Source organism: Micromonospora sp. NPDC093243 (assembly GCF_044753725.1).
GTDB lineage: Bacteria > Actinomycetota > Actinomycetes > Mycobacteriales > Micromonosporaceae > Micromonospora.
Map to the genome: position 1 here is coordinate 81329 of NZ_JBIVNT010000005.1, position 23480 is coordinate 104808.

Below are 23480 nucleotides of genomic sequence, written 5' to 3' on the forward strand. Positions count from 1 at the left end.
GACGGCGCGGGCGGCGCTGCCCGCGGACCACCGCGGTATTCTGCCCCGGCGAGTGCCCGGGAGACCATAGCGCGTCGGCACCACGGCACGGAGATCGGTCGATATGCGAAATCCGCGCCGGCCGAGGGCCGACGCGGATTCCCGATCGTGGGTGAGCCACCCGCCGGTCAGGGCGGGCGGGGCGGGGTCAGAACTTCGGGGCGTCCGGCGCCTCGAGCAGGCCGAGCCGCAGCGCGGTCATCAGCGCCTGGGCCCGGTTGGCCGCGCCCAGCTTCTCGTAGAGCTTCGAGATGTGGGTCTTGGCGGTGGACTCGCTGACGAAGAGCTGCTTGGCGATGCCGGCCACGCTCATGCCGTCGGCGAGCAGCCGCAGCACCTGTCCCTCGCGCGGCGAGAGCTGCGGCCCGGACGGGGCCAGCCGGCGCTTCATCGCCTCGGCCAGGTCGGCCGCGGTGAACGCGCTGGGGGAGGAGGCGGCGTGCCGGGCGGCGGCCACCACCTCGTCGGCCGGCGCGGTCTTCGGCACGAAGGCGCTGGCCCCGGCCTCGAGCGCGCCGAACAGCTGGTCGTCGCCGGCGTACATGGTGAGCACCACGATGCCCATCGAGGCGCTGGACTTGCGCAGCGCCCGGGTGGCCTCGAGGCCGCTGCCGTCGGGCAGCCGCAGATCCATGATCACCACGTCCGGCTGGAGCGCACCGGCCTGGCGTACCCCCTCCGCCGCCGTGGCGGCCTCGCCGACGACCTCGAACTGGCGGTCACGCTCGAACGCGTGCCGCAGGCCCTTGCGGATCAGGTCGTGATCGTCGACAAGGAGGACCTTGGTGCGGGTGGCCGGTGTCGGACTGGTGGTCATCCTCGGGTTACTCCCCTTCTGCTGCTGCGCTACCGCGCACGTTATCGCGCCGGGGCGAGGTACCGAGAACCACCGCCACGGTCGTGCCGCTCGGTTGCCGCGGGCGGATCTCCAACCGGCCCCGGATACGTTCCGCCCTCTCGGCCATGATCGCAAGACCGTACCGCCCGTCGGGGCGCTGGTCAGCGATCCCGTGACCGTCATCCGACACTTCAATCTGCGCGTACGGGGGGTCCACCGCACAGGTGACCCAGAGATTGGACGCCCCGGCGTGCTTGCGCGCGTTGGTCACCGCCTCCTGCGCGATGCGCAGCAACTCGGCCTCGGTGGCGGCCGGGAGCCGGGCGGTGGACTCGTCCAGCGACAGGTGCACCCGCAGCCCGCCGGAGGCGCCGACCGTGCGGGCGTACTCGGCGATCGCCGCGGCCAGACCGCCGTGCCGGTCCACCTCGCTGCGCAGCTCGAAGAGGCTCAGCCGCAGCTCGGTGATCACCCGGGTCACCTCGGCGCGCAGGGTGCGCAGCGCCTCGGCGGTCTCCTCGGCGTCGTCGAAGACGGTGGCCAGCGCGTTGTCGATGCCGTAGCCGACCATCACCAGCTCCTGGGCGACCCCGTCGTGGATCTCCCGGGCCAGCCGCTGCCGCTCCTCGTTGGTGGCCAGCGAGCGCACCTCGTCGAAGAGCAGCGCGGCCTCCAGCCGCAGCGCGGCCGGGCCGGTCAACGCGGTCACCCGGGACACCACCGCCGCCGGATAGGCGTGCGCCGCGTCGGCCTCCAACACGACCAGGCCGACCGTACGCACGCCCGCGACCAGCGGCACGATCAGCGCGGAGACGTCACCGCCGGGATGCGAACGGGCCTGCGAGCGGGCCGCCGTCTGCGCCTGCTGGCTGGCCCACGCGTCGGCGATCGCCGAGTCCGCGTCGAGCGTGGTCTCCCAGTCCACCCGGTCCACGCCGACCTGGGCGAGCACCACCAGCCGGCCGCCGCCGCTGGCGGAGAGCACCGCGGCCCGGTGGCTCGGCGCGACGGTACGCAGCTCCTCCAGCAGGTGCTCAGAGATCCCGCCCGGATCCAGGGTCGCGCCGGGCAGCTGCCGGGCGACGGTACGCAGTTGGGTCAGCAGCCGGGTCGCCTCGGCGTACGGCTGCGGCTTGCCCTCGTTGCGGACCTGCATCACCCGGTGCAGCGTTCGGGCCGCGTACAGCCCGAGCCCGGCCAGGATCAGCCACTGCGCGCAGACCGCCAGGTAGCCCGCCTGGCCGAGCTGTCGCGCCCCGTCGACCTCGGTCAGCGCCCCGCTGAGCAGCAGGGTCGCCGCGGTGACCCCGAGCAGCGCGGCGCCCTCGCGGAACCGGCGGCGCAGCGCGGTGACGGTCACCGGCACCGCCAGGTAGGGCAGCACCGCCGACGCGCCGAGCCCGTCGATCGCGCCGCCCACCAGCGCCACCGCCGCCACCTGGCTGGCGGCCAGCCCCAGCACCACCACCTCGGCCACCCGGCTGAGCGGGCCGAGCAGCCGGTGCTGCGGCGCCAGCAGGGCGGGCAGCCCGGCGACGGCCAGCAGCCCGATCCACCAGAGCTGGGCCGGGTCGTGGGTCGCGAACAGGGTCAGGACGGCGACCAGCGCCAGCATCACCAGTCGCGCGGCCGCGGCGAGGGGATGCGGGTGGGGTCGGGCGGGTGTCGAGGCGGGCACGTGACGGATCGTAGTCAGCCTCGGTAGATATCGGCGATCTCCGCCGCGTACGTCTTGTGCACGACCTGGCGCTTGACCTTGAGCGACGGGGTCAGCTCACCGGTCGCCTCGGTGAAGTCGCGGGGCAGGATCCGGAACACCTTGATCGCCTCGGCCTTGGAGACGGCCTGGTTGGCGATGTCGACCGCGGCCTGGATCTCGGCGCGCAAACCTTCGTGCCCGCGCAGCTCCTCGACCAGGGTGTCGGCGGGGAGACCGGCCGTCTCCAGCCACCGGGGCAGTGCCTCCTCGTCGAGGGTGACCAGCGCGGCGACGAACGGCTGCCGGTCGCCGACCACGACGCACTGGCTGACCAGCGGGTGGGCCCGGACCTGGTCCTCGAGTACGGCCGGCGCGACGTTCTTGCCGGCCGCCGTCACGATGATCTCCTTCTTGCGGCCGGTGATGGTGAGGAAGCCGTCGTTGTCGAGCTGTCCCAGGTCGCCGGTGCGGAACCAGCCGTCGGCGGTCAGCGCCTCGGCGGTGGCCGCCTCGTTGCGCCAGTAGCCCTGGAAGACCAGCTCGCCGGAGATGAGGATCTCGCCGTCGTCGTCGATCCGGACGGTCACCCCGGGCAGCGGCCGGCCGACGGTGCCGATCCGGGTGCCGGTGGGCAGGTTCGCCGCGGCGGCCGGGGCGGTCTCGGTCAGCCCGTAGCCCTCCAGCACGGTCACCCCGATGCCGCGGAAGAAGTGGCCCAGGCGGGCGCCGAGCGGGGCCCCGCCGGAGATCGCGTCCCGGCACCGGCCGCCGAGGGCCGCGCGCAGCTTGCGGTAGACCAGCTTGTCGAAGACGGCGTGCTGGGCCCGCAGCGCCAGGCCCGGCCCGTTCGGGGTCTCCAGCGCCTCGCTGTACGCGATGGCGACCTGCTCGGCCCGGGCGAAGATGCCGCCCTTGCCGTCGGCCTCGGCCTTCTGCTTCGCCGCGTTGTAGACCTTCTCGAAGACCCGGGGCACCGAGAGCACGAAGGTCGGGCGGAACTCCTGCAGCTCGGCGACCAGGTTCTTGGTGTCCGCGCAGTGCCGCAGGGTGGCCCGGGCCTGCACCACGCCGATCTGGATCAGCCGGGCGAACGCGTGCGCCAGCGGGAGGAAGAGCAGGGTGGAGGCGCCGGGGTTGAACAGGTTCGGCAGCACCGGCACGGCGTTGGCGATGTCGGCGTACATGTTCCGGTGGGTGATCACGCAGCCCTTGGGCCGGCCGGTGGTGCCGCTGGTGTAGATGATGGTGGCCACGTCGCCGGAGTGCACCGCGGCCCGGCGTCGGTCGATCTCCGCCGGGTCGACCGACGCGCCGGCGGCGACCAGGTCGTCCACCCCGCCGAGGTCGATCTGCCACACGTGGTTCAGCTCGGGCAGCCGGTCCCGGACGCCGGCCAGCAGGGTCGCGTGCGCGGTGCTCTCCACCAGGCAGGCGACCGCGCCGGAGTCGGTGAGGATCCAGGCGGCCTGCTCGGCGCTGGAGGTCTCGTAGATCGGCACGGTGACTCCGCCGGCCGCCCAGATGGCGTAGTCGACCAGGGTCCACTCGTAGCGGGTGCGGCTCATCAACCCGACCCGGTCGCCCGGCTGCACGCCGGCCGCGACCAGGCCCCGGGCCACCGCGACGACCTCGTCGCGGAACTGCCGGCAGGTGACGTCCGCCCACGCCGGGCCGTCCGCCGCGCCGGTGGGGCGGACGAACTGGACCGTTTCCGGGGCCACCTCGGCGTTTTCCCAGACCGGGTCGGTGAGGTTGGCCGCGTCGCCGACGGTGACGATCGGCGGGACGGAGAACTCGCGCACCTGCACTCCTTCGTGCTCGCACTGGCCGGGCGGGCCGCCACCGGAGGGGTCGGCTCTGTCGAAACCTACCCGCCCGGCCGGCTGGCCCGGGGAGGTAGGTTGCCCGCCGAGGCGTGGCGGGGGGCGGGACGGCCCCGCGGTGCCACCCGCCGGGTAGCCTCCCCCCATGGCGGACACCTCCACCCAGTCGATCACCATCGGCGCCCCACCGGAGCAGGTGGCGGCGGTCATCTGCGACTTCCCGCGCTACCCGGAGTGGACCGACGCGGTGCGGCGGGTGGAGGTGATCGAGGAGTACGAGGACGGCTACGCCAGCCAGGTCCGGTTCACCATCGACGCCGCGGTGATGGCCGACGAGTACGTGCTCGAGTACGCCTACGCGGAGGACCTGTCCCGCATCGAGTGGCACCTGGTGGCGCCCTCGGCGATGCAGAAGGCGCAGCGGGGGTCGTACGACCTGGTCGGCAACGCGGACGGCGGCACCACGGTGACCTACACCCTGGAGGTCGAGCTCTCCGTCGGGATGCTCGGCATGTTTCGCCGCAAGGCCGAAAAGATGATCATGGACACCGCGTTGAAGCAGCTCAAGCGCCGGGTAGAAGCACCCGGTGCGGCGCAGTGACGCGTCCGGCGGCCTGGCCGCCCCGGTAGAGGAGCCGACCATGGTGGCAACGGATCCGGGCTCGGCCCGGGAAGAGGCGGAGCGGCTGGTCGCGACGCTGCTGGCGAGCGCGCGGCTGGCCGCCGCCGGGCCGTCCGCGGGCCCCTGGGGCCCGCTCGGTGGGATCGTCTCCAGTGTGTTCGGTCACAGTGCGCCGGATGGGGTCAACCACCCCACGGGGGCCGGTTTCGCCACCGGTAGCGCCGAATGCTGTGTCTGCCCGGTCTGTCGGGGTATCGCCGCGCTACGGGATCCGAGTCCGGAATTCGCCGAGCGGCTCGCCACCGGAGCCGGTGATCTGGCCGCCGGAGTGGCCAGTCTGCTGCGCGCTTTCGCCTCCGCGACCCCGCCCCCGCCGCCCGCCGGCGACCAGCCCGCCGGCGCGACACCGGCCCCGGCCGGCCCCGCCGACGATCACGTCTGGCGCGAAGCCACCCGCAGCGGGCATGATTCTCAGCCGGCGCCGGAGCGGGACGTCTGGTCCGCCGCGACCCGGGCGGAGGAGACCGCCGCCCCGGCCGCCGCCGGACCGCCTGTCGAGCAGGCCGGGCCGGCCGGCCCGGCGACCGTCCGGGCGACGACCGACCGACCCGTGGTGCCCGCCTCGCGGGCGCCCGGTGACGTCGGCGCGGACGCACCAGGCGACGGGGCCTGACAGGAACATTCCGCAGCACCGGCCACGGGCGGTGGGTGCCGGACAGCACAGCAGAGGGGAGTGGCGGCGGTGACGCTGACCATCGGGATCGACGTCGGTGGCACGAAGGTGGCCGGCGGTGTCGTCGACGCCACCGGCACGGTGCTCGTGCAGGGCCGACGGGACACTCCCGCCGATGACGTCGCCAAGACCCGCGACGTCATCACCGACCTGGTCAGCGAGTTGGCCGCCGGGCGGTCGATCGAGGCGGTCGGCATCGGTGCGGCCGGCTGGATCGACGCGACCCGCTCCATCGTGCAGTTCGCGCCCAACCTGGCCTGGCGGGACGAGCCGCTGCGCGAGTACGTGAGCAAGGTGGTCGGCCTGCCGGTGATCGTGGAGAACGACGGCAACGTCGCCGCCTGGGCCGAGTTCCGCCACGGCGCGGCCCGCCAGGCCGACGACTCGATGGTCATGTTCACCATCGGCACCGGCGTGGGTGGCGGCATCGTGCTCGGCGGTGAACTGGTCCGTGGCGCGCACGGCGTCGCCGCGGAGCTGGGGCACATGCTGACCGTGCCGGACGGCCACCAGTGCGGCTGCGGCCGGCTCGGCTGCATCGAGCAGTACGCCAGCGGTAGCGCCCTGGTCCGGTTCGCCCGGGCCGCCGCCCGCCAGGAGCCGAACCGGGCCGCCGCGCTGCTGGAGCTGGCCGGCGGGGAGGCCGAGGCGATCACCGGCCCGATGGTGACCGCGGCGGCCAAGGGCGGCGACCCCGTCTCCGCCGAGGCGTTCGCCCAGGTCGGCCGCTGGCTCGGCACCAGCCTCGCCGACATGGCGCAGATCCTCGACCCGCAGGTGCTCGTCGTCGGCGGCGGCGTGATCGACGCCGGCGACCTGCTGATGGGCCCGACCCGCCGGTCGTTCACCGAGTCGCTCGCCCAGCGCAGCCGGCTCCCGGTCGCCGAGATCCTCCCGGCCGAGCTGGGCAACCGCGCCGGGGTGATCGGCGCCGCCGACCTGGCCCGCCGGATCTGAGGCGCGCGGCGTGACGCAGAGCTCCGGCGTGCCGCTGCGGGTCGTCTCGTACAACATCCACAGCCAGCGGGACGACACGGCCGCGCTGGCCGCGGTGGTCCGGGCCGCGGCCCCGGACGTGGTGATCGTGCAGGAGGGGCCGCGGCGCTTCCGTTGGCGGCAGAAGTCCGCCACGCTGGCCGAGTCGTTCGGCCTGGTGGTGGCCGCCGGTGGCCTGCCCGCGCTGGGCAACCTGCTGCTGACCAGCCTGCGGGTCCGGGTCGCGGCCACCCGGTGCCAGCGCTTCCCGCTCACCCCCGGCCGGCACCTGCGCGGCGCCGCGTACGCCGAGTGCGTGGTCGCCGGCGGCGCCCGGTTCACCCTGGTCGGCTCGCACCTCTCCACCGACCCCGCCGAGCGCCCGGCGCAGGCCGCCCTGCTCAAGCGGGAGCTGGACGTCGCCGGCGCCCCGGTGATCGCCGGCGCTGACCTCAACGAGGGGCCGGACGGCCCAGCCTGGGCCACCGTGGCGCGCGGGCTGACCGACGCGGCCGTCGCGGCGGACCGGGCCGACCGGCTCACCTACTCCTGCGCCGACCCGCGCCGGCGCATCGACGCGCTCTTCGTCGATCCGCGGATCACGGTGGTCGACTACGACGTGGTGGACACCCCGCAGACCCGGCGGGCCAGTGACCACTTCCCGGTCCTGGTCGACCTGCTGCTGCCGGTCGCCGACTGACCCACGCCGCCCATCCGGGGCTGGACAACCGGCTCCGATGTGGAGAGGATTTCGCGGCGACCCGGCACCCGTGCCGCACAAAGGAGATATCCCGGTGTCCACCTCCACCGACCGGCCCGATCCGGAGGCGACCACGCTCGCCCTGAGCCGCGACGGCCGCCCGGTCTCCGACCGGGGCGACACGGTCTGCGTCATCGGCGCCGGCGCCAGCGGCCTGACCGCCGTGAAGAACCTCAAGGAGCACGGCTTCGGCGTCGACTGCTACGAGCGGGAGACCGGCGTGGGCGGGGCGTGGAACTGGCGGCACGACCGCAGCCCGGTCTACGCCAGCACGCACCTGATCTCGTCCCGGCCGTTCACGCAGTTCCCCGACTTCCCGATGCCGGACTCCTGGCCCGACTACCCGCACCACAGCCGGCTGCTGGCCTACTTCGAGCGGTACGCCGACCACTTCGACCTGCGCTCGCACATCTGGTTCGGCACCGAGGTGATCCGGGTCGAGCCCGTCGAGGGCGACCGCTGGGACGTCACCACCCGCAGCACCGGCGGCTACGGCCCGGAACGCACCTCCCGCTATGCCGCCGTGGTGGTGGCGAACGGGCACAACTGGTCGCCGAAGCTGCCCGACTACGAGGGGCTGGCCGAGTTCCGCGGCGAGGTCATGCACGCCTCCTCCTACAAGGACCCGGCTCAGCTGCGCGGCAAGCGGGTGCTGGTGGTGGGCGCCGGCAACACGGGCTGCGACATCGCCGTGGAGGCCGCCCAGCAGGCGTCGCACTGCTGGCACTCCACCCGGCGCGGCTACTGGTACGCCCCGAAGTACGTCCTCGGTCGCCCCGCCGACCAGGTCAACGACACCCTGCTGGCGTTGCGCGTGCCGCTGCGGGTGCGGCAGTGGCTCTACCACTGGACGCTGCGGCTCACCGTCGGCGACCTGACCCGGTTCGGCCTGCCGAAGCCGGACCACCGGGTCTACGAGACGCACCCGATCGCGAACAGCCAGCTCGTCTACCACGTCGGGCACGGCGCGATCACGCCGGTGCCGGACGTCGCCCGGTTCGGCCCGTACGGCGTGGAGCTCACCGACGGCCGGCAGCTCGAGCCGGAGCTGGTCGTCTTCGCCACCGGCTACCTGCCCCGCTTCGAGTTCCTCGACCCGAAGGTGCTCGGCGACGACTCCGGCACCGGCCGGCCGACGCTGTGGCTCAACGCGTTCGCGCCGGGCCACCCGACGCTGGCCGTGGTCGGCCTGCTGCAGCCGGACTCGGGCGTCTTCACCCTGTCGCACTGGCAGGCGGTGCTCTTCGCCCGGCTGCTCCAGCTGCGCCGCACCCGCCCCGAGCGGGCGTCCGCGTTCGCCGCGGCGACGCAGGCCCGAGCCGGGGAGCGCTACTCCGGGCAGGTCAAGGAGAGCAGCCGGCACTGGTTCGAGGTCGGCCACGCCGACTACCTGCGCGCCCTCCAGCGCGCCCTCGACACCCTGGAGAACAAGTGAGCGCGAGGAGTGAGCTTGCGAGCCCCGCCGTCGCGAACGGAGGGCGAGTCCAGTGAGCGACGTGCGGATCATGCGGGGGCGGGAGTGGGCGCGGCCGGTCCGCCCGGCCCGGCGTGAGGTGCTCAGCGCCACCCCCGAGCTGGAGGAGGGGCGACCGCCGCTGCTCTTCGTACCGGGCTTCGGGCACGGGGCGTGGGCGTTCGCCGAGCACTGGCTGGGGCATGCCGCGTCCCGCGGCTTCCCGGCGCACGCGGTGAGCCTGCGCGGGCACGGCGGCAGCGAACCGGCGCCGGAGGCGACGCTGCGGGCGTACGTGCACGACGTGGTGCAGGTGGCCGCGGGCCTGCCCCGCCAGACGGTGCTCGTTGGGCACGGCGCCGGCGCGCTGGTGGTGGCGCACGCGCTGGCCCGCTACCCGGCGCGGGCGGCGGTGCTGGTGGCGCCGGTCTTCGGCGGCTGGGGGACGCTCGGCGCGGCGCTGCGCCGCAACCCGGCCGGCACCCTGCCGGCGGTCGTCGGCGGCCGGCTGCGGCTGAGCCGCGGCCAGCTGTTCAGCCGCGAGCTGCCCGACGCCGACGCCCGGCGGTACGCCGGCCGGCTCGGCCGGGCGGGCCGGCGGGCCCAGTGGCAGCTGCTGACTCAGACCGACCCGGAGCCGGCGGTCGGCGCGCCGTCGGTGCTGGTGCTGGGCAGCCCCGACGACCGGGTGGTGCCGACCGGAGCGCTGAACCGGGTCGCCCGCCGCTACGGCTCGGCGCCGCTGCTCTTTCCCGGCATGGGGCACGACCTGATGCTCGACGCCCGCTGGCGGGAGCCGATCGACGCGCTGCTCGACTGGCTGGAGAAGGAGACGATCGCTCGCTGAGCCCGGTCGGTCGAACCGGGCACACCGGGCGGCCGGGGGTGGTCGCCGGCGCGGTTCGCGCTCAACCGCCGGTGCGACGTTCGGCCCGGGCGGCCGAGCGGTCGGGCTGGTTGGGCAGCACCGGGGCGCCGTCGCCGGTGCTGGTGAGCCGATCGACCAGCGCGCCGGACTCGTCCAGAGCGGTCAGGTAGGAGCGGGCCCAGGCGCGGATGTCGTGCCGGTGCAGGTGCGCGCGCATGGCCCGCATCCGTTCGGTGACGTCGGCCGGGGCGGCGTGCAGCGCCGCGAGCAGCCCCTGCTTCAGCCCCTCCAGGTCGTGCGGGTTCACCAGGTACGCCTGGGACAGTTCGGCGGCGGTGCCGGCGAACTCGCTGAGCAGCAGCGCCCCGGCGTCGTCGACCCGGGCCGCCACGTACTCCTTGGCCACCAGGTTCATCCCGTCGCGCAGCGGGGTCACCGCCATCACGTCGGCGACCCGGTAGAGGGCGGCCAGCTCGGCCCGGTCGAACGGCTGGGTCAGGTAGTGGATGGCCGGCTCACCGACCCGGCCGAACTCGCCGTTGATCCGGCCGACCTCGCGCTCCACCCGCTCCCGCAGGATCTGGTACTGGCCGACCCGTTCCCGGCTCGGGACCGCGACCTGCACCAGCACCGTGTCGCGGACCTTGACGTGCCCGCTGACCAGCAGCTCGCTGTACGCCTTGAGCCGCTGCTCGATGCCCTTGGTGTAGTCCATCCGGTCGACGCTGAGGATGACGTGCTCGGGGCTGCCGAGGTCCTGCCGCAGCCGGCGGGCCCGGGCGGCCACCTCGGGCCGGGCGGCCAGCGCGGCCATCTCGGCGGTGTCGATGGAGACCGGGAACGCGCCGATGCGGACCACCCGGTCGTCGATGCCGATCCGCCGGTCGGTGGCCGGCAGGCCCAGCACCTTGGTCACCAGCTGGGCGAAGTTGTGCGCGGCCTGGGCCCGTTGGAAGCCGACCAGGTCGGCGCCGAGCATGCCGCGCAGCAGCTCGGCCCGGCGGGGGAGCTGCATGAACAGCTCCGGCGGCGGGAACGGCACGTGCAGGAAGAAGCCGATCCGCAGGTCCGGCCGCAGCGCCCGGAGCAGGCCCGGCACCAGGTGCAGGTGGTAGTCCTGCACCCAGACCACCGCGCCCGGCTCGGCGACCTCCGCGGTGGTCTCGGCGAACCGCTGGTTGACCCGCTGGTACGCCTCCCACCAGCGCCGGTGGTGCTGGGGTTGCTCGACCGCGTCGTGGTAGAGCGGCCAGAGCGTCGCGTTGGCGAACCCCTCGTAGTGGTCGCGCAGGTCGTCCTGGTCGAGCGGCACCGCGCGCATCCGGACGCCGTCGACGTCGGGCAGGGTGGGGGCGGGGCCGGTGCCGCCGGCCCAGCCGACCCAGGTCGCCGGGGTGTGCCGCAGCAGCGGATGCAGCGCGCTGACCAGGCCGCCGGGGCTGCGCCGCCATTCGCAGGCGCCGTCCAGGGCCAGGTTGTCGTCGATGGGGAGGCGGTTGGCCACCACCACGAGGGAACTCTGTCGCATCTCGGGCATTCCGATCAGCAGAGACTGACCGCCACGAGCAAGGAAAAACCGGTCAGTCAGCGGGGGAAGTGACGTACGGCGGTATTCCTACTGACCGTAAGTTACACCACTGTCACGCCGACGGCGGACCGTAGCCGTCCCGGTATGCGGTCGGTCACCCGCCGGTGGCGGGGCGCACACGCCGGTTCAGACCACCGCGCCGTCGTCCGGGTCGCGGTCGTCGTCGTCACCGCCGGGGCGCAGCCGCCAGATCAGCGTGACGAAGCCGGCGAGGATGCCGGTGAACCCGAGCAGGGTGACCGCCGAGCGGTCGACCGGCAGCAGCGAGGGGAAGAGGAAGAGCACGAAGCCGACGACCACGCCGAGCACGCCCACCGCGGCGTACTTGGAGACCCGGGGCAGCGGCGGGGGCGGCGGCGGGGTGTAGCGCTCGTCCTCGTCGTCGTCGGGCAGGTCGGCGCCGAAGGTGTCCAGCCCGTCGAGCAGCGACGGCTCGTCCGGCCCGGGGTTGCGGCCGACCGAGATGCCGGAGACGTCGGCGGCGTAGGGGAGCCGGCGGACGTCGGTCGCGGTGGGCGAGGAGTCGTCGGCCCGGGTGGCCAGCGGGCCGCCGGTCGGCTCGGCCGGGTCGTCGACGTCCTCGGCGGCCGGCCAGGGGTTGTCGCCGGTGGTGGGGGTGGCGTGGTAGCCGGCGACGATCCGGGCCCACTCGGCCTCGATGTCCGGCTCGTCGGGGCGGGACTGCTCGGGGGCGCTCTCGTCGGCGAGCTGGGTGAGATAGTCGCGGGCGGTGGTGAGGTGGGAGCGGTCGACGTAGAGCCGGTCGACCGGCCGGGCCGGCACGGTGGTCGTGCGGGTCACCGGGTTGAGGTCGGCCGAGGGTTGGAGGTAGGCGGCGATGCCGCCGGCGGCCAGCACGTCCAGCAGGTGTTCGCCGACGCGCGGATCCACGTCGCCAGCGACGGCGTACTCGCTCGCGTCGAGCCCGTTGTCCCGCCGCCCCCGGCGGGCCCCACCCGCTGACACCGGACACCCTCCTCAACGCGCCTGCCGGCGCGGCCGCCCCAGCCCCCTCGGCGTGTGCGCACGCCGTGCCCTGAATCGTGACACGTCAGGGGCCGGTTCCGGGAGTGCGTTGTGTCGCGTCTTCCAAAGTCAGCGGCCGTGCCGCTGGTCGTGGCCGGGGTCGTATGTCCGTTTGTGCGCAGAACGCGGCAGGTGACTACCCGCCCTCCTGGTCGTCAACCGGCCACCGGCGGCCGGTCGCGGCGTGCCCCGGTCGCGGTGGAGCGGAGTCGATCTACGTCGCCGGTCCGGGCGGACGTCCATTGTGGCGAGCGCCCGCGCTTCGTAGGCTCGTCCGCGACGGCGGCGCCACTCGCGGCGCGGGGCTGCGCCGGTGCCGTCGTGACCGCCACTGGGAAAGGACGCCGGTGTTCTACTGGCTGATGAAGTACGTCGTGCTCGGCCCGCTACTGAGGTTGATCTTCCGGCCGCAGGTCGAAGGGCTGCACAACGTGCCGGCCTCCGGCCCGGTCATCCTGGCCAGCAACCACCTCTCGTTCTCCGACTCGATCTTCACGCCGTTGATCGTCAAGCGGAGGGTCACGTTCGTGGCCAAGGCCGAGTACTTCACCGGCAAGGGCATCAAGGGGTGGCTGACCAAGATGTTCTTCGTCAGCAGCGGCACGATCCCGGTCGACCGCTCCGGCGGCAAGGCGGCCCGGGCCGCGCTGGACACCCAGTTGCAGGTGCTGCGGGCCGGCGGGATCGCCGGCATCTACCCGGAGGGCACCCGCTCGCCGGACGGGCGGCTCTACCGGGGCAAGACCGGCGTGGCCCGGCTGGCTCTGGAGAGCGGCGCGCCGGTGGTGCCGGTGGGGATGCTCAACGCCGACGAGATCCAGCCGCCCGGCAAGCTGATCCCGAAGATCGCCCGGGTCCGGATCCGGTTCGGGGCGCCGCTGGACTTCTCCCGCTACCAGGGCCTGGCCGGCGACCGGTTCGTCGAGCGCGCGGTGACCGACGAGATCATGTACGAGCTGATGGAGCTCTCCGGCCGCGAGTACGTCGACGTCTACGCCCAGAAGCTCAAGATCCAACCCGCCCCCGTCGCCGCCTGACCCTCGCCGTCGGCCGCGGGGGAGGCCGTAGGTGGCATCCGGACGCTGTCGAACTGCTCCAGATGTGAACCAGCGGTGCCGGGGACGACCCCGCCGGATGTCCATATCTGGAGCAGTTCGACAGCGGCGCCAACCTCCACCCGACGTCGCCGCCGGACTCGCCGGCCGCCGCGGTGACCGCCGCCGTCAGGGCAGGTGGAGCAGGGTACGGGCGTGGTGGCGGGTGGCGAAGTCGTGCAGGCGGGCGCGGGCCGCCGCCGCGGCGGGCGGGTCGGTCTCGGCCAACGGGGCGATCGCCAGCGCGGTCGTGATGATCTCGTCGGTCACGTCGGTCATCCGGGCGTAGCTCGCCGCCGCCGACTGCAGCAGCCGCGCGGCGGTACGCGGATCGCCGGCCTGCCGGGCCAGGGTGGCGTCGGCGACCTCGCCGGCGGCCCGGGCCCACGGGGTCCTCCGGGGCGCCCGGTCCAAGAGGTCGCGCACCAGCCGGGCCGCGTCGGCGCCGAGGACCCCGGCGACGTGCCCGACAGCCGGCACCCACTCGGCGAACGGGATCATCCGGGTCCGCCGCCAGTCCTCGTCCAGCTCGGCCAGCAGCGCCATCGCCTCGTCCCGGTGACCCTGCACCGCCCGGCAGAGCGCGGCGTGCGCCAGGGTCGAGCGCAACACCCGGTGGAACCCGCTGCGACGGGCCGCGACCAGGGCCTGCTCGACCAGATCCGGGTCGTCCTCGCCAGGGTCGCCGGTCGGCTCGGTGGCGCGCAGCCCTCGCATCCAGCCGGACACCGCCACGATGTGCAGGTCCCACTCGGCGGTCGGCCGGCGGGTCGACTCCGCCGCGATGGCCAGCGCCGAGGTCCAGTCGCCCGCGTAGTACGACCGGGTCCACTGGTCGGCGAAGCTGGTGGCCAGGCTGTGCTCGCCGCCCAGGTCGAGGCTCAGCTGCTCGTCGACCAGCCGGACCGAGCCGGCCAGGTCGCCCTCCTCCTGCAACGCCCAGGCCAGGTTCTGCACCGCCCGACGCCGGCTGGTCAGCCGCTCCACCCGGCAGTGCTCGGTCACGTCGACCAGCTCCGCGTACGCCTCGGCGGAGCCGGCCAGGTAGCGCGCCACCGCGAGGGTGATCCGCGCGTTGGCCTGGACCTCGCGCAGTTGGAGCCGCTCGGCGAGGCTGGCCGCGGTCCGGGCCGCGGCGCAGGCCGGGTCGGTCTCCGCGTTGAGCATGTGCACCCGGGCCAGCTCCAGCAGGGCGCTCGCCTTCTCCTGGCTGTCCGGCAGCTCGTCGTAGATGCCGATCGCCCGGTCCAGGCAGTGCAGCGTCGCGGCGCGGTCGGCCCGGCTCCAGGCGGCGGTGGCCAGCAGCGTCCAGGCCCGCGCCGCGCCCGTCCGGTCGCCGCTCGCGGTGAGCCGCTCGGCGAGCCGGGTGAGCGTGTCCGTGCCGCCGCCCACCAGGAACGCGTCGCCGTCGCGGTAGAACGCCAGCTCGGCGTCGAACAGCTCCAGCGCCGGATCGTCGCCGACGTCCAGCGTGAGCGCCCGGCCGACCAGCGCGGCGGCGGTGTCCAGCGCGTGCAGCTCGTACGCCCGCCGGGCCGCCCGGTGCAGCGCGGCCCGCGCCGTCGCGGCGTAGGGGGCGGTGTCCAGGCCGACTGTCCGGGCGATCTCGTGCGCCGCCCAACGGTGGTTCGCCAGCACCTCGGCGAGGTCGTGCTGCCGCCCGTCGGCGAGCTGCTCCAACCAGTCGGCGGTGCGGTGGTGCCGCAGCACCCGTTCGGCCCGCGGCAACCGCTGGTAGCAGACGTCGCGCACCAGGATGTGCCGGAACCGGTACTCGGACCGACCGGGCATCGTCGAGCTGGCCTGCTCGTACACCAGGTCGCGGCGTTGCAGCCGGTCCAGCGCGCGCTCCACCCACTCCACCGGCCGCCCGAGCGCGCTCGCCACGGGCGCGGCCCAGAACTGCACCCCGACCACCGCGGCGGCCTGGAGAACCGACCGGTCGGCCGGGTCGAGCAGGTCGAGCCGGTTGGCGATGACCGCCTGCACCGTCCGCGGCATCTCCGCGCCCCCGGCCGCGTCGAGCCGGGCGGTCGGGCCCGCCGTGTCGAGCAGGCCGCCGTCGAGCAGCATCCGGGCGTACTCCTGCGCGTAGAGCGGGTTGCCGTCGGCGAACTCGATCAGTGGCGTGCGCGCGGTGGTCGGCAGCGCCGCCTGCCCGAGCAGCAGCGAGTAGAGGGTGTCGATGTCGGTGTCGTGCATCGGCGGCACCGAGATGGACATCGTGCCGCTGATCGTGCCGGTCCACGCCGGATGCCGCTCCCGCAGCTCCGGCCGGGCGGTCGCGACAACCAGCAGCGGTACGCCGCGCGCCGTCGCGCCCAACTGCTCGACGAACGCGAGCATCGCCTGGTCCGCCCAGTGCATGTCCTCGAAGACCAGCACCGTCGGCCCGGTCGCGGCCAGCGCGAGCAGGAACCGTCGCCAGGCGGCCTCCGTCTCGCCGGGGGTGAGCCGCTCGCCCGGCACCCCGATCAGCGGCCCCAGCGCCTCGGCGAGTCGGACGGCGTGCGGGTCGGCGAGCTGGCTCAACCGGGCCCGCAGTTGATCGCGTAGCGCGGCCGGGTCGTCGACCTCCGGCACCCCCACCCAGCTCTTCACGATGTCGGCCAGGGCCGACCAGGTGACGTTCTCACCGAACGGGGGGCACTGCCCGACGAGCCAGGTGACCGGCGGGCCGGGCAGGTTCGCGGCGTGCCGGGAGAGTTCGCGCAGCAGCCGGCTCTTGCCCACCCCGGCCGGGCCGAACATCGTCACCAGCTGGGAGGTCCGCTCGGTCACCGCCCGGTGCAGGGCGTTGAGCAGCAGCCCGCGCTCGTGCTCCCGGTCCACCATCGGCGTCAGCTCCGCCGCGTGCGGGCCGGGGTGCGGCCGGGCCCGCACGGCCAGCCAGATCCGGCTCACCGCGGACCGGCCGCGCAGGGTGACCGGCGGCTGGTCGTCGTACTCCAGTTCGTGGCGGGTGGCCGACCAGGTGCTCTCGTCGACGACGACGCCGCCGGCTGGGGCGAACGACTGCAACCGGGACGCGGTGTTGACCACGTCGCCGGTGACGAACGCCTGCCCGCCGTCGCGGGTGGCGGAGAGGTCGACGAGGGCCTCGCCGGTGGCGATGCCGACCCGGAAACCGAGTGGCGGCTGCGAGCCGGTGGGCTGACGGGCCAGGTTGCGTTGCAGCTCCAGGCCGGCGCGGACGCAGCGCAGCGCGTCGTTGTCGGTGGCCACCGGCGCGCCGAAGAGCGCCATCACCGCGTCGCCGATGTACTTCTCGACCACCCCGCCGTACTGGTGCACGACCCGCCGGACGGTGGCGAAGTAGGTCTGCTGCAGGCCACGGGCCTGCTCGGGGTCGGCCCGCTCGGCGTACGTGGTGAAGTCGACGATGTCCACGAAGAGCACGCTGACCTGCCGGCGGTCCTCCTGCATCGCGACGACGTGGTCGCGCAGCGGGTGACCGCAGTTGGTGCAGAAGTTCGCCTCGGTGCCGTTGCCGTGCCCGCAGTGCGCGCAGCTGACCGTGAGTGGCTGTCCACATCCGCCGCAGAAGCGGTCGTCAGGTCCGGCTGCGCGTGCGCAGTGTCCACACTTCAGGTCGATGTCCAGCTCCCGTACGCGAGAGAGCCCAGTATCCCGCTCCGGTCGGCCAGTCGGGTACCCGACGTGCGGGTGGGACACGCGACCGATAGGGCGGGACTACTCTTCGGTACCAGGAAATTTCACATCAGGGAGAGTGCCGTGCAGGTCCGACTGTCCGCCCCGTGGACCGATCCGGGGGGCACGGTGTGGGCTCCCGGCGACACGATCGACGTCGACGCCGTCACTCTCGCCGAGCTGGAGGAGCAGGGCATGGTAGATGAGCCCGAGGGCCAGGTGAGCGGGTCCGGGAAGAGCACGACCACCTCGTCGAGCACGTCCACGTCGGGGAAGCAGACCGATCCGCAGAAGATCGGCCCGGGGCCGGGCGCCCCGCCGGCCGACGACACCGACGACTGACGGTCGGGTGCGGCCGGCGGGCCACCCGGCCCGCCGGTCTCACCCGTTCGCCGGCGCCAGCCGCATCCGTGGCCGACGCCCCAGCGCCCGACCGAGCAGCGGAGCGACCAGCCCGAGGGCGGCCAGTACGCCGAGACCGGAGATGACCAGCACCCATCGTGGACCGGCCGCCGCCAGCAACGGGGCGCCGACCGCGTAGGCCAGCGCCTCCGCGGCGTACGGGAACATGTAGACGGTGCCGAAGACGACGCCGAGCCGTTCGGCGGGCACGCTCTGCTGGATGAGGGTGTCCGCGGCGACGTTGTGCCAGCCCGCCCCGATTCCGGCCGCCGCCTGACCGGCGACGGCGAGCGCGATCACCGGGCTGACACCGCTGACCAGAGTCCCCACGCCGAGCGCGGCCAACGCGCCGTAGAGGACCAGGTCCATCCGGGTCCGCGCGCCGGCCCGGGCGATGCTCATCGGCCCGAGCACCATGCCCACCCCGTAGGCGGTGCCCAGCAGGCCGATGGTCACCTCGCTGGCGTTCAGCTCGGCGCGTCCGAGGGGAACGATGGCGAGGTTGTCCAGCGCCGCGAAGCTCACCATCACCAGGAACCCGACGGAGATCGCGCGGACCACGCCGTGGCCGCGCACCACCCGGAGCCCTTCGCTCAGCACTCGGCCGAACGGCTCCGCCCGGCGGGCGGGCGTGGCCGCCGAGAGGGCGCGGACCCCGTTGATGAGCAGCGCGGAGAGCACGAACGTGGCCACGTTGACGAGCATCGTGGTGGTCAGCCCGAGGGTGGCCAGCAGCACGCCGCCGACCGCCGGCCCGGCCGCGAACCCGATGTTCACGCCCGTCGCCAGTTGGGCGTTCGCGGCAGGCAGTCGCTCGGGTCCGACCAGCCGGGGCAGCAGGCTGCGGCCGGCCGGGGTGAACGTGGTGGCGGCCGTGGTGGCCGCGGTGACCAGCGCCAGGAGCACGGGCAGCGGCGGCGCGAGCAGCGCGACGGCGAGGTAGATCAGTGCCTGCGCGGTGTCGCAGCCGACCATGAGCCGGCGCTGGTCGAACCGGTCAGCCAGCGCGCCGAGCAGTGGCCCGAGCAGTCGGGGCACCGTCCAGGCGAGAAGCAGCAGGGCCACCGCCGCGCCGCCGTGCCGGTCGAACACGGCGATCAGCAGTGCGGTGCGGGCCAGCTGATCGCCGGCGTACGAGGCCAGCCGGGCGAACCAGTACCGACGAAAGGCGACGTTGCTGCGCAGTAGTGACATGACCGTTGGCTCCTCGCTGCTGCTGGTATGTCGGCACGGGCCCCGGGACGAGGCCGGGCGCGGCAACCTTGTCAGCGCGGCACCAGGGCGAACAACCGCCCTTTAGGCAGTGATTAGTGTAGATTTGTCTATTTTGTTCGGCGGTCGTGCGCCGTAGCGTCCTCCCCAGACAGGCAGTTCGACGACCAGGGAGGCGACCATGGGAACGACGACGAACACGACCACGGCGGCGAGCGGCTGGGCCGGACCGGGCATCTGGGCCGGACCGGGCTTCTGGGCGGGACCGGGCTTCTGGGCCGGCCCCGGCTACTGGCTCGGCCCGACCCGCTGATCCGTCCCGCTGTACCGACCCGGTGACGCCGGCTGCCGATGGCAGCCGGCGCAGCCGTGCGTGCGGGGTAGGGCCGAGCGGACCTGGATCGTCCCGCTACCCCGGTCCGTCGCCGGTCGCGGCGGGCGACGGCGGAGGTGGGGGAGAGGTCAGCGGTCGTTCATGCCGGCGCGGCGGCGCAGCGCGGCCACGTCGGTCACCACGATCCGGCGTCCCTCGGTGCGCAGCCAGCCCCGGTTGGCGAAGGAGCCGATCGCCTGGTTGACGCTCTGCCGGGAGCCGCCGGCCATCTCCGCCAGCTGGCTCTGGTTGAGCTCGATGGTGATCATCGGCGCCTGGCTCTCGCCGGCCAGCCGCACCAGGGTCTTGGCCACCCGACCGGGCAGGTCGAGGAAGACGTGATCGGCGTTCTGCTCGGTGAGCCGGCGGATCAGCCCGCCGAGCGAGCGCATCACCGCGTCCAGGATGCGCGGGTTGGAGTGCACCAGCTCCATGAACGCGCCCCGGGACAGCGCCAGGGCGGTGCAGTCCTCGATCGCCTCGGCCGAGGCGGACCGGGTGGAGGCGTCCAGCAGGGAGACCTCGCCCAACACGTCGGGCGGACGGATCACCGACAGCACGGCCCGCTCGCCCGTCGGGGCGGTGCGGAAGACCGCGACCGCGCCGCGGCGCAGCACGATCAACGACTCGCCGGGGTCGTTCTCGACGAAGAGCAGCTGGCCCTTGCGGTACGTGCGCGGCACGGCGGCAGCGATCACACGCTGCCGTACCTCCGGCTCGAGCCCGGCGAACATCTCCACACCCGTGAGCGCGTCACCCGGCTCCGGCAGGCGAACCTCCACGGCCCAACCCCTCCCCAAGGACCACAACTCGCACACCGGGTGAACCTGACGGCCACTGACGTAGGTGAGCTGACACCAGTACGGCGTCCGGTAAGCGGTACACATCAGATCATGACGGTCCTGTCGCTTGCTGTACACCCCTCAAATCACTTCCGTGACAGTGCCCAGCTGGGACGGCCCGCCATCGTGAGGTGCGGATCCACCCGGTGGGGCGTGGGGGCGGGTGGATCCGGCCGCGGCCGGCCGGGGCGGGTCGGCACCTCCCGCATCGCCGGCCGGCCGCGGCGTCGCCGCCCGATCGGGGCCCCGACGGCCGTGGCGCACCGGCGGTGGGCGAGGATGTCGACGATGGTTTACCGCTATTTCTACGACTGCGAGTTCATCGAGGACGGCCTGGTCGTCGACCTCGTCTCGATCGGTGTCGTCGACGAGAACGGCCGCGAGTTCTACGCGGTCTCCACCGAGTTCGACGACTCCCGGGCCGTGCCCTGGGTGCGCCGCAACGTGCTGGACAAGCTGCCCTCCCCGGCCGACCGGGCCTGGCGTTCCCGGGCGCGCATCCGCGACGAGCTGTACGACTTCCTCGTCGAGCCGATCCGGGACCGGCCCGGCGAGCAGCTCGAACTCTGGGCCTGGTACGCCGCGTACGACCACGTGGTGCTGGCGCAGCTGTGGGGGGCGATGCCGGCGCTGCCCCGGGAGATCCCCCGGTTCACCAAGGAGCTGCGCCAGCTCTGGGACGACCGTGGGCGCCCGACGCTGCCGGACGCCGAGGCGGCGCGGCACGACGCCCTGGTCGACGCGCGGCACAACCTGGCCCGCTGGCGCGCGATGACCGCCCGCTGAGCGGAGGTTCGGAAAGGCCGCGTCTCGTAGGTTTGACCGGTTCTGTCCCGGGCACCGCCTCCGACGAGCCGAGCGGAGTCGAGCGAGGGAGACCATCATGAGCAAGGAGCCGTCCAGCGCCGCCGACGCCCGCCGACGGGTCACCGAACTGATCCGGGACGCCCGGATCGGCATGCTCACCACGATCTCCCTCGACGGTCGACAGGTGAGCCGGCCGATGGGCCTGCAGGACGCCGAGTTCGACGGCGACCTGTGGTTCTTCGCGTACGCGGACTCCGCCAAGGTCCGGCAGATCCGGGTCAACCCGGAGGTCAACGTCGCCTTCTCGGACCAGCGGCGGCACGCGTGGGTGTCGGTCACCGGCACCGCCACCGAGGCGTTCGATCCGGCCCGGGCGGAGCGGCTGTGGCATCCGCTGCTGCGGACCTGGTTCCCGGACGGGCCGGACACCCCGGGACTGACCCTGATCAAGGTGCACGCCAGCTCGGCCGAGTACTGGGACTCGCCCGGCGGGACGGTGGTGAACCTGCTCGGCTTCGCCCGGGCCGCGGTCACCGGTCGGCCGCCGGAGCCGGGCGAGAACCGCGAGGTCCGGTACTGACCCACCTGCCCGGGTGGTCGGCGCAGGGGCGCGCTGTCGTTGCCCAGCCAGGACGACTACAGTGCGCAGTGACGGCCCGCCCCGGGCCGGCAACGGCGCCGACGGTCTCATCCGACCCATATCCTGGGGCTATTCCGGGCTTCACCTGATGCTCCAGGAGGATGAGCAGATCATGCGTATCGGCGTGCTCACCGGCGGTGGCGACTGCCCCGGTCTCAACGCGGTCATCCGGGCGGTGGTCCGCAAGGGCGTCGCCACTTACGGTCACGAGTTCGTGGGCTTCCAGGACGGCTGGAAGGGCCCGCTGGAGGGTCAGTCCAGGCCGCTGGGCATCGCGGACGTCCGCGGCATCCTGCCGCGCGGCGGCACCATCCTCGGCTCGTCCCGGACCAACCCGTTCAAGATCGAGAACGGCGTCGAGCGGATCAAGGACAACCTCGCCGAGCAGGGCGTGGACGCGCTGATCGCGATCGGCGGCGAGGACACCCTCGGCGTGGCCACCAAGCTCTACGAGCTGGGCGTACACGTCATCGGTGTGCCGAAGACGATCGACAACGACCTGGGCGCCACCGACTACACCTTCGGCTTCGACACCGCGGTCAACATCGCGATGGAGGCCATCGACCGGCTGCACACCACCGCGGAGAGCCACCACCGCACCCTGGTCGTCGAGGTGATGGGCCGGCACGCCGGCTGGATCGCCCTGCACGCCGGCCTGGCCGGTGGCGCGAACGTGATCCTGCTGCCGGAGCGGCAGTTCGACGTCGAGCAGGTCGCCGGCTACGTCGAGAAGCGCTTCCAGCACCAGTACGCCCCGATCGTGGTGGTCGCCGAGGGCGCCCAGCCGCTCGACGGCCAGATGGTGCTGCACAACCAGGAGCTCGACGCCTTCGGTCACGTCCGCCTGGGCGGCATCGGCCAGTGGCTTGCCGAGCAGCTTGAGGCGAAGACCGGCAAGGAGGCCCGCACGGTCGTGCTCGGCCACATCCAGCGCGGTGGCACCCCGACCGCCTTCGACCGGGTGCTCGCCACCCGCCTCGGCCTGCAGGCGATCGACGCGGCGCACGAGGGCGACTGGGGCAAGATGGTCGCGATGCAGAGCACCGACATCGTCCGGGTGCCGCTGGCCGAGGCGACCCGCGAGCTGAAGACCGTGCCGCTGGAGCGGTACGCCGAGGCCGAGGTCTTCTTCGGCAGCTGATCGACCGACACGGCGTCGCGGCCGGCCACCCGGCCAGCCGCGACGCCGTGCCTGGCGAGGAGGGGGTACGACCGGATGTCAGCCGGGGTGCACACCGTCGCGGTGATCGGCGCGGGCAAGATCGGTGAGCTGATGCTCTCCGGGCTGCTGCGTTCCGGCTGGCCGGCGGACCGCTTGCTGGCCACCGCACGGCGGCAGGCCCGGGCCGAGGAGCTGGCCACCCGCTACGGCGTCCGGGTGGTGGACAATCTGACCGCGGTCGACGAGGCCGAGGTGCTGGCCGTGGCGGTCAAGCCGCAGGACGCGGCCGCGCTGCTCGACGAGATCGGCCCCAAGGTGCCGGCCGACAAACTGGTGATCTCGCTCTGCGCCGGCCTGCCCACCACCTTCTTCAGCCGCCGGCTGCCCGAGGGCACCCCGGTGGTCCGGGTGATGACCAACACCCCGGCGCTGGTCGACGAGGCGATGACCGCCATCTCCGCCGGCGCCCACGCCACCGGGGCGCACCTGGCGCTGGCCGAGGAGATGTTCTCCCCGCTCGGTTCGACCATCCGGGTGCCCGAGTCGCAGCAGGACGCGGTGACCGCGCTCTCCGGCTCCGGCCCGGCCTACTTCTACCTGCTGGTCGAGGCGATGATCGACGCCGGCATCCTGCTCGGGTTGCCCCGGCAGGTGGCGCACGAGTTGATCGTGCAGACCGCGATCGGCTCGGCGGTGATGCTCCGCGACTCCGGCGAGCACCCGGTGAAGCTGCGTGAGGCGGTCACCTCGCCCGCCGGCACCACCATCTCCGCCGTGCGCGAGTTGGAGAAGCACGGCGTACGGGCGGCGCTGCTCGCCGCCCTCGAGGCGGCCCGGGACCGGGCTCGCGAGCTGGCCGCCCAGAGCTGACGT

General features: G+C 73.6%; 21 protein-coding genes. 13 read left to right on the forward strand and 8 right to left on the reverse strand.

The window, feature by feature from the left end; all coding sequences use genetic code 11:
- Window positions 1–187 precede the first annotated feature (187 nt).
- The 3 genes from ACIP9D_RS17995 to ACIP9D_RS18005 are packed head-to-tail and all read right to left on the reverse strand — an operon-like array spanning window position 188 to window position 4378.
- Window positions 188–856 (reverse strand): response regulator transcription factor, encoded by a 669-nt coding sequence (locus ACIP9D_RS17995; protein ID WP_007072219.1) that lies wholly within the window; start codon window positions 854–856, stop codon window positions 188–190.
- A gap of 7 nt (window positions 857–863) precedes the next feature.
- Window positions 864–2555 (reverse strand): GAF domain-containing sensor histidine kinase, encoded by a 1692-nt coding sequence (locus tag ACIP9D_RS18000; RefSeq protein WP_350872290.1) that lies wholly within the window; start codon window positions 2553–2555, stop codon window positions 864–866.
- Between the two features lie 14 nt (window positions 2556–2569).
- On the reverse strand, window positions 2570–4378 hold the full coding sequence (locus ACIP9D_RS18005) for an AMP-dependent synthetase/ligase (RefSeq protein WP_350872291.1): 1809 nt from the start codon (window positions 4376–4378) through the stop codon (window positions 2570–2572).
- Between the two features lie 166 nt (window positions 4379–4544).
- Between ACIP9D_RS18005 and ACIP9D_RS18010 the strand changes: the two genes are divergently transcribed.
- The 6 genes from ACIP9D_RS18010 to ACIP9D_RS18035 all read left to right on the forward strand — a co-directional run bounded on the left by ACIP9D_RS18010 (window position 4545) and on the right by ACIP9D_RS18035 (window position 9789).
- Window positions 4545–5000, forward strand: coding sequence for an SRPBCC family protein (locus tag ACIP9D_RS18010; RefSeq protein WP_350872293.1), 456 nt, complete (start codon window positions 4545–4547; stop codon window positions 4998–5000).
- A gap of 40 nt (window positions 5001–5040) precedes the next feature.
- Window positions 5041–5694, forward strand: coding sequence for a hypothetical protein (locus ACIP9D_RS18015; RefSeq protein WP_350872295.1), 654 nt, complete (start codon window positions 5041–5043; stop codon window positions 5692–5694).
- Between the two features lie 69 nt (window positions 5695–5763).
- Entirely contained in the window at window positions 5764–6711 is a 948-nt protein-coding gene (locus ACIP9D_RS18020; protein WP_350872297.1) for an ROK family glucokinase, read from the forward strand.
- A gap of 10 nt (window positions 6712–6721) precedes the next feature.
- Window positions 6722–7429, forward strand: a complete 708-nt coding sequence (locus ACIP9D_RS18025; protein ID WP_350872298.1) for an endonuclease/exonuclease/phosphatase family protein — start codon at window positions 6722–6724, stop codon at window positions 7427–7429.
- A gap of 94 nt (window positions 7430–7523) precedes the next feature.
- Window positions 7524–8924: an NAD(P)-binding domain-containing protein gene (locus ACIP9D_RS18030; RefSeq protein WP_350872299.1), complete on the forward strand. Its 1401-nt coding sequence runs from the start codon at window positions 7524–7526 to the stop codon at window positions 8922–8924.
- Between the two features lie 70 nt (window positions 8925–8994).
- Complete coding sequence (locus ACIP9D_RS18035) at window positions 8995–9789, forward strand: alpha/beta fold hydrolase (protein ID WP_350872944.1); 795 nt, start codon at window positions 8995–8997, stop codon at window positions 9787–9789.
- A 61-nt stretch (window positions 9790–9850) separates the two neighbouring features.
- Here the strand turns inward: ACIP9D_RS18035 and ACIP9D_RS18040 are convergent, their stop codons facing one another.
- Window positions 9851–11338, reverse strand: coding sequence for a trehalose-6-phosphate synthase (locus tag ACIP9D_RS18040; protein WP_350872301.1), 1488 nt, complete (start codon window positions 11336–11338; stop codon window positions 9851–9853).
- A 186-nt stretch (window positions 11339–11524) separates the two neighbouring features.
- Entirely contained in the window at window positions 11525–12364 is an 840-nt protein-coding gene (locus tag ACIP9D_RS18045; protein ID WP_350872303.1) for a DUF308 domain-containing protein, read from the reverse strand.
- Window positions 12365–12771: 407 nt separating this feature from the next.
- Between ACIP9D_RS18045 and ACIP9D_RS18050 the strand changes: the two genes are divergently transcribed.
- A complete protein-coding gene (locus tag ACIP9D_RS18050; protein WP_350872305.1) occupies window positions 12772–13461 on the forward strand; it encodes a lysophospholipid acyltransferase family protein in 690 nt (229 codons plus the stop codon).
- A 186-nt stretch (window positions 13462–13647) separates the two neighbouring features.
- Here the strand turns inward: ACIP9D_RS18050 and ACIP9D_RS18055 are convergent, their stop codons facing one another.
- Window positions 13648–17121: an adenylate/guanylate cyclase domain-containing protein gene (locus ACIP9D_RS18055; RefSeq protein WP_400450558.1), complete on the reverse strand. Its 3474-nt coding sequence runs from the start codon at window positions 17119–17121 to the stop codon at window positions 13648–13650.
- Between the two features lie 132 nt (window positions 17122–17253).
- Between ACIP9D_RS18055 and ACIP9D_RS18060 the strand changes: the two genes are divergently transcribed.
- The gene (locus tag ACIP9D_RS18060; protein WP_350872309.1) at window positions 17254–17511 is read left to right on the forward strand and encodes a hypothetical protein; all 258 of its coding nucleotides are present in this window, start codon (window positions 17254–17256) and stop codon (window positions 17509–17511) included.
- 39 nt (window positions 17512–17550) lie between these two features.
- Here ACIP9D_RS18060 and ACIP9D_RS18065 read toward each other — a convergent pair whose 3' ends face one another.
- A complete protein-coding gene (locus ACIP9D_RS18065; RefSeq protein ID WP_350872311.1) occupies window positions 17551–18765 on the reverse strand; it encodes an MFS transporter in 1215 nt (404 codons plus the stop codon).
- A 199-nt stretch (window positions 18766–18964) separates the two neighbouring features.
- Here ACIP9D_RS18065 and ACIP9D_RS18070 point away from each other — a divergent pair, with 199 nt between their 5' ends.
- Window positions 18965–19096, forward strand: coding sequence for a hypothetical protein (locus ACIP9D_RS18070; RefSeq protein ID WP_350872313.1), 132 nt, complete (start codon window positions 18965–18967; stop codon window positions 19094–19096).
- Between the two features lie 149 nt (window positions 19097–19245).
- Here ACIP9D_RS18070 and ACIP9D_RS18075 read toward each other — a convergent pair whose 3' ends face one another.
- On the reverse strand, window positions 19246–19938 hold the full coding sequence (locus ACIP9D_RS18075; protein WP_091596564.1) for a Crp/Fnr family transcriptional regulator: 693 nt from the start codon (window positions 19936–19938) through the stop codon (window positions 19246–19248).
- Between the two features lie 348 nt (window positions 19939–20286).
- Between ACIP9D_RS18075 and ACIP9D_RS18080 the strand changes: the two genes are divergently transcribed.
- From ACIP9D_RS18080 to proC, 4 genes are all read left to right on the forward strand, one after another.
- Entirely contained in the window at window positions 20287–20784 is a 498-nt protein-coding gene (locus ACIP9D_RS18080; RefSeq protein WP_350872315.1) for a polyadenylate-specific 3'-exoribonuclease AS, read from the forward strand.
- Between the two features lie 97 nt (window positions 20785–20881).
- Window positions 20882–21385, forward strand: a complete 504-nt coding sequence (locus ACIP9D_RS18085) for a pyridoxamine 5'-phosphate oxidase family protein (protein ID WP_350872317.1) — start codon at window positions 20882–20884, stop codon at window positions 21383–21385.
- Between the two features lie 172 nt (window positions 21386–21557).
- Window positions 21558–22586, forward strand: coding sequence for a 6-phosphofructokinase (locus ACIP9D_RS18090; RefSeq protein WP_350872945.1), 1029 nt, complete (start codon window positions 21558–21560; stop codon window positions 22584–22586).
- Window positions 22587–22661: 75 nt separating this feature from the next.
- On the forward strand, window positions 22662–23477 hold the full coding sequence (gene proC / locus ACIP9D_RS18095) for a pyrroline-5-carboxylate reductase (protein WP_350872319.1): 816 nt from the start codon (window positions 22662–22664) through the stop codon (window positions 23475–23477).
- Window positions 23478–23480 lie beyond the last annotated feature (3 nt).

Excerpts from the sequence above, each read along its gene's own strand:
- ACIP9D_RS17995 (WP_007072219.1), bottom strand. The coding sequence starts at position 856 with ATGACCACCAGTCCGACACCGGCCACCCGCACCAAGGTCCTCCTTGTC.
- ACIP9D_RS18010 (WP_350872293.1), top strand. The coding sequence starts at position 4,545 with ATGGCGGACACCTCCACCCAGTCGATCACCATCGGCGCCCCACCGGAG.
- ACIP9D_RS18015 (WP_350872295.1), top strand. The coding sequence starts at position 5,041 with ATGGTGGCAACGGATCCGGGCTCGGCCCGGGAAGAGGCGGAGCGGCTG.
- ACIP9D_RS18035 (WP_350872944.1), top strand. The coding sequence starts at position 8,995 with ATGCGGGGGCGGGAGTGGGCGCGGCCGGTCCGCCCGGCCCGGCGTGAG.
- ACIP9D_RS18040 (WP_350872301.1), bottom strand. The coding sequence starts at position 11,338 with ATGCGACAGAGTTCCCTCGTGGTGGTGGCCAACCGCCTCCCCATCGAC.
- ACIP9D_RS18065 (WP_350872311.1), bottom strand. The coding sequence starts at position 18,765 with ATGTCACTACTGCGCAGCAACGTCGCCTTTCGTCGGTACTGGTTCGCC.
- ACIP9D_RS18070 (WP_350872313.1), top strand. The coding sequence starts at position 18,965 with ATGGGAACGACGACGAACACGACCACGGCGGCGAGCGGCTGGGCCGGA.
- ACIP9D_RS18080 (WP_350872315.1), top strand. The coding sequence starts at position 20,287 with ATGGTTTACCGCTATTTCTACGACTGCGAGTTCATCGAGGACGGCCTG.
- ACIP9D_RS18085 (WP_350872317.1), top strand. The coding sequence starts at position 20,882 with ATGAGCAAGGAGCCGTCCAGCGCCGCCGACGCCCGCCGACGGGTCACC.
- ACIP9D_RS18090 (WP_350872945.1), top strand. The coding sequence starts at position 21,558 with ATGCGTATCGGCGTGCTCACCGGCGGTGGCGACTGCCCCGGTCTCAAC.
- proC (WP_350872319.1), top strand. The coding sequence starts at position 22,662 with ATGTCAGCCGGGGTGCACACCGTCGCGGTGATCGGCGCGGGCAAGATC.